At 72.0% G+C, this 4,827-nt stretch carries 5 protein-coding genes; all 5 read left to right on the top strand.

Going from position 1 to position 4,827, the window contains the following annotated elements; translation table 11 throughout:
• A partial coding sequence (locus ACFC02_RS40585) for a helix-turn-helix transcriptional regulator (RefSeq protein ID WP_376367731.1) occupies nucleotides 1–1,218 on the top strand: 1,218 nt, incomplete at its 5' end.
• Entirely contained in the window at nucleotides 1,215–2,003 is a 789-nt protein-coding gene (locus ACFC02_RS40580) for a DUF2637 domain-containing protein (protein WP_376169341.1), read from the top strand. The genes ACFC02_RS40585 and ACFC02_RS40580, both read left to right, overlap by 4 nt.
• Nucleotides 2,004–2,128: 125 nt before the next feature.
• Nucleotides 2,129–2,356 (top strand): hypothetical protein, encoded by a 228-nt coding sequence (locus ACFC02_RS40575; RefSeq protein WP_376041173.1) that lies wholly within the window; start codon nucleotides 2,129–2,131, stop codon nucleotides 2,354–2,356.
• Nucleotides 2,356–2,577 (top strand): hypothetical protein, encoded by a 222-nt coding sequence (locus ACFC02_RS40570; RefSeq protein WP_376041175.1) that lies wholly within the window; start codon nucleotides 2,356–2,358, stop codon nucleotides 2,575–2,577. The genes ACFC02_RS40575 and ACFC02_RS40570 overlap by 1 nt, the downstream gene beginning before the upstream one ends.
• Nucleotides 2,578–3,078: 501 nt before the next feature.
• A complete protein-coding gene (locus ACFC02_RS40565; protein ID WP_376367728.1) occupies nucleotides 3,079–4,635 on the top strand; it encodes a replication protein in 1,557 nt (518 codons plus the stop codon).
• Nucleotides 4,636–4,827: the final 192 nt, after the last annotated feature.

The following is a 4,827-nucleotide window of genomic DNA, read 5'->3' as shown; positions in this document are numbered from 1 at the left end:
GTCCGCGCCCTGCTCGGGATGCGGACCGAGACGCGGATGCAGATCAGCGATGGCAGCCATGGCGACCGCGCGCTGATCGTGATCCGCACCCGGTCCGCGTCGGACGGCATCTCGATGACCTGGACGCCGGAGCACACCGGCATCGGCGTGGACGAGGTGACCGGCGAGATCGTGGACGTGCCGATGGCGGGCACGCACAAGCTGATCGCGGGCGTCACGAACATGGGCAAGAGCGTCTCGTGGCGGCCGTGGATGATGCAGGCCGTGGCCGACCCGCTGTGGGCGGGCATCCTCCTCGACCCGAAGCGGCTGGAAGCCCGGCTGTGGCAGGGGAAGGTCCGGACGGAGGGTCACCAGCGCGGCTCGAACGAGGAGATCCGGCAGGCGATCTACGACGCGATCTGCGAGCTGGTCGCGGAGATGCAGCACCGGCAGGAGATCGCGGACGTCACGCAGTGGGTGCCGACGCCGGAGCACCCGAGCCTCTTGGTCGTCATCGAGGAGGGACGGCAAATCCTCCAGATGGCCAAGGACAACCGGTGGAAGGACGTCCTCGACCTGATCGACGACCTGTACACCCTGGCCCGCGCGACGGGGATCTGGATCATCTGGGCGACCCAGTACCCGTCCCGCACGAACGGCGGCGTCACGGCGATGGTCAGCGAGAACAGCCTCACGGTCATGTCGCTGACGGTGGACTCGCCGGTGTCCGACCGCGTGGTCTACGGCGAGAACGCGGCGACGACGGGCTGGGAGCCGTCGACGCTCGGCGGCATCCCTGGCCGGGCCCTGATCAAGCACAAGGACCGCAAACCCAGCCCGGTGCGGATCTGGCACGTCCTGGATGAGGCGGTGGAGGCGCTCCCGAAGGTGACCCCGTGGCAGCACGTCGCCACCTTGGCGCCGGAGCCCGCCGACCCGGGCGGCGGGCCGCGCCTGACCCTGGTGAAGGAGGCACCCGAAGCGGCGGCCGAGGAAGCGCCGGCGCCCCGCGCTGAGGAATCCGCGGCGACCCCGGCCGGTACCCCGACCAACCGGAATCGGGTCCTGGACACGGTCCGGTCGGCGTCCGGCCCGCTCGCCCAGAAGGACATCGTGGCGGCGACCGGCATCGACAAGGGCGGCGTCTCCCGCGCCGTCGCGGCGCTCGTCAAGTCCGGCGACGTGGCCAAGACCCCGGCAGGGATCGTCATCGCGGGCAAGGAGGTGTCGGCATGAGCAAGCAGACGATGGAGAGGGCCGCGCTGATCGCGGCCGGGCTCGTGATCGTGACCCTGACCGCCCTTGCCTTCTGGCTCAGTTACGCACACCTCGCCGAGGTGGCCGGCCAGCACGGCCTGGCAGGCTCCCCGATCCGCCAGTGGGCATGGCCCGCGACCCTCGACGCCTTCATCGTCGGCGGCGAACTGCTCATGCTGCGGGCCGGTCTCCAGGGCCGCACCGACTGGTGGGCGATCACCGCCACGGCGGCCGGGTCGATCGGCTCGATCGTCCTCAACGTCGCCGGAGTGGCCGGAGCGAGGGACGGTCAGCACGTGCCCTTCCTCGACTACGTGACCGCCGCTGTCCCCCCCACTGCCGCACTGCTGGCTTTCGGGCTCCTCATGAGGCAGGTCCACGGCCTCGTGGACGACGCCGCACCCGCCGTCGAGCCGGGCAGGGACACCGAGGTGTCCACAGTGGACGCCCCGGTGTCCCCCACCCCCCTGCCGGAGCCTGTGCCGGCCACCGCATCGCCGCAGGTCATCTGCGGGGCACACCTCGAAATCCCGCCTGTCCCCCCCCGCCCGAAGCTGAGCACCGAGGAAGCCCGCGCCGCGATCGAGCAGGCATGGCGGGACGGCCTGAGCGTCCGTGAGGCGGCCCGGGTGTCCACCCGCGCCCCCTCGCAGGTGCAGCGGGTGTACGCACGCCTCGACACCGAGAACGCCCCCGTCCACCCGCGACACGACGACGACCACATCGAGGGTCAGACCGAGATTGAGGTCCCGGCCGCCGCGTGACCGAGAGAGGGTCAGGGGACACCTCCCCTGACCCTCTTGCGCAGGCTGACACATTGTGTCAGACTGACTCACGTCCGCCTGATCCACCCTCACCCGGCGGGGCGCCGCCACCACCAGGAGGAACCATGCACGAGACCCAGCTTGACGATGTGCCCGCCCGTATCACCGCGTCCGCCGCGCGGCTCGGCGGACCGGCCGCCACCCCGGCCGAGAAGGCAGACGCAGCCGCTCTCCTGCGGGACCTGCTGGAGGCCGCTCGCAGCCACGGCGTCACCCTCGCGCACTTCGACGCCGTGGCCGACCTCCCGCAGGCGGCCCTGATGGTCATCCGCTCGGCCCGCGAGGAGGCGTGATGGCGACCCCGGCCGACATGTCTCACGCGATGCTGATCGCGATCCTCATGCACCACGGCGGCTCGCTCGACCTGCCCGCCGGCGCTTTCCAGAAGGACGCGCTCGGCGGCCTGGACGGCGCGTTCCACGCCGTGGCGATGGAGCCCCGCCTCGATGGCACGGTCCGCATCAGCGTCCAGCCCCGCCCCGCCGGGGACGAGGGAGGAATCACCACGATCTGACCGACACGACGATGCCCCGCCGGTGATCCGGCGGGGCGTCTCGCTCGTAAGGGATGATCACCCCTCAGAAATGGCAACGGCCCGGGCATCTCACCTCCCGGGCCGCCCGCCTCCGCAGGTGCCAAACCACCGAACGGAAACGTTGCTGTGACCAGAGTACGGAGCGAAGCGCCTCCTTCGCCACAGCGGCCCGCCCGCCGCACATGCCGCCGTAGCGGCTGCTCGAAGAAGTTCACCCCAAACCCCCGCACACCGGGCCAAACGTACTGCTCCCCGAACTGCCGGAAGCGCGCTTCCGAGGCGGACGCGGTTCGACCCCCGAAAACGGGGTCTGACCTGCAGAAAGACACCTCCCGAGGTGTCCGCTTCTTGGTAACTGACGAACAGAGTTGTCAGATCGCCGAAACCGCAGGTCAGAGCGGTGCGGTCGATGGGGCCACCGAGGGGGGTCCGGTCACGGTCGTCACCCCGGCTCTGCGGCGGTGGCGGCGCCGCCGGATCATGCAGGAGATCACCGCGATCGACCGGTGCCGGAAGTGCGCGCGCCGCGCCGTGGCGCCGGAGCTGGGCACGCTGACGGCCCGCACCGAGGACGGGAAGGCGTCCGGCCGCGGGGTCCAGCTCTGCGAGTCGATCTGGGCGTGCGCGGTGTGCGAGAGCGCCAAGCGCGCCGAGGACACCCACGAGCTGACCACGGCCGCTCTGCGGTGGCTGGCCCGTGGGGGGACTCTGGCGGCCGTGGTGCTGACCACCCGGCACACCCGTGCGGACGCACTGGACGACCTGGTCTGTGCCCTGTGGGGGACGCGGCAGCGCGTGGACGAGACGACGGGGGAGGTCACGCCGAGGGTCCCGGGCGCCTACCAGCGGCTCCTGACATCGCAGAGCTTCCGGCGCCACGTGGCCCCGGCGGTCGGCTACATCGGCATGGCGCGTAACCCGGAGATCACCCGCTCGCAGGCGGGCGGGTGGCACCCGCACCTGAACCTGCTGGTGTTCCTCGGTGGCCAGTTGGAGGGCACCCCGGCCAACGGCCAGCTGATCTACACGGATGAGGACGGCAACGGGTACTTCGAGCCGGGCGAGGGCCGGAGCTGCACGTTCGAGCCGCCCGCCGAGGACCTGGAGGCGTTCGAGGAGTGGATGCACGGCTTCTGGGCGGGGGCTCTGCGGTCGATCGACCCGACGTACGAGACGTCGACCGAGTGTGAGCGGGCCAACTGCAAGTGCGGCGGCAAGGGCCACGGTGTGCGCATCGACGTGATCCGGTCGCCCGATGACAAGGCGCTGATCGAGTACCTGACCAAGGTGGGCGGGGAGACGGCCAAGTCGGTCCAGGCCGACGTGGACGCGGCCAAGGGCGCGGCGGCCGAAGTCGCCCACTCGACGGCCAAGGGCGCCAAGGGCACCCGGTCGATGACCGCCTTTCAGTTCCTTGACCGGCTGTGGGCGATCGAGCGCGACGGCCTGGCCGAGGCCGACGCCCCGGGGTACGGGACGGCCGAGCAGTGCCGTGCGTGGTCGCTGGAGTACGAGGCCGCGACCCGGGGCCGGCGGGCGTTCGAGATGACCCGGGGCCTCGCCCGGCACACCGACCTGGCGGGCGAGCTGGAGGCGTACCGCTACCAAGAGATGCACCGCCGCCTGCTCGGCGGTGTGGTCCTGACCTCGGAGGCGCACGGCCAGGTGGCCGAGGCTGGGAGCGACTTCGCCGTGGCCGAGCTGGTGGCCGCCAGCCTCGAGGCAGAGGTGGCCGGCCTGGTGGCCGACGCGGGTGGCCGGGCGGACCACGCGCGGGTCGTGGACGAGGCCGGAGCCGCGGAGTGGGTGGAGTCCCTGGCGGAGGTGATGGCCGCCAAGGCCCGGCAGCGGGCGGCCGAGAGGGCGGAGTGGGACCGGCTGGCCGAGGCCGGGCACGGCCTGGTGCCGTGCGAGCCGTGCGGCGGCACCGGCCACCGCGAGGAGTACGCCGCCATCCACGGCGGCCAGTGCTTCCCCTGCGGCGGCACCGGCCGGGTCATCGGCGACGCCGACGACGACCAGGAGCACGACGGCTGACCGCGCATTGTTCCAATGCGCACTACCTCGCTGTGGTGATCTGCTGCGGGACGGCGGGCGTTATGGGGCGGCCGGTCACGGCCCGGACCGGCCGCCGGCGGGGATGGTGGGACCTCCCTCCGGCTCTGCGGAGAGAGGTGTCGCTCCGTCGGGGGGCTTGCCGGGCGGCCGGTCCGTGCAGGTCGGTGACTG

It is taken from the genome of Streptomyces sp. NPDC056160, from assembly GCF_042268205.1.
GTDB lineage: Bacteria > Actinomycetota > Actinomycetes > Streptomycetales > Streptomycetaceae > Streptomyces.
This window is presented reverse-complemented; position numbering and strand designations above follow the sequence as displayed.

What these genes read in the sequence shown, in the direction of transcription:
- ACFC02_RS40570 (WP_376041175.1), top strand. Translation starts at nt 2,356, where the DNA reads ATGGCGACCCCGGCCGACATGTCTCACGCGATGCTGATCGCGATCCTC.
- ACFC02_RS40565 (WP_376367728.1), top strand. Translation starts at nt 3,079, where the DNA reads ATGCAGGAGATCACCGCGATCGACCGGTGCCGGAAGTGCGCGCGCCGC.
- ACFC02_RS40575 (WP_376041173.1), top strand. Translation starts at nt 2,129, where the DNA reads ATGCACGAGACCCAGCTTGACGATGTGCCCGCCCGTATCACCGCGTCC.
- ACFC02_RS40580 (WP_376169341.1), top strand. Translation starts at nt 1,215, where the DNA reads ATGAGCAAGCAGACGATGGAGAGGGCCGCGCTGATCGCGGCCGGGCTC.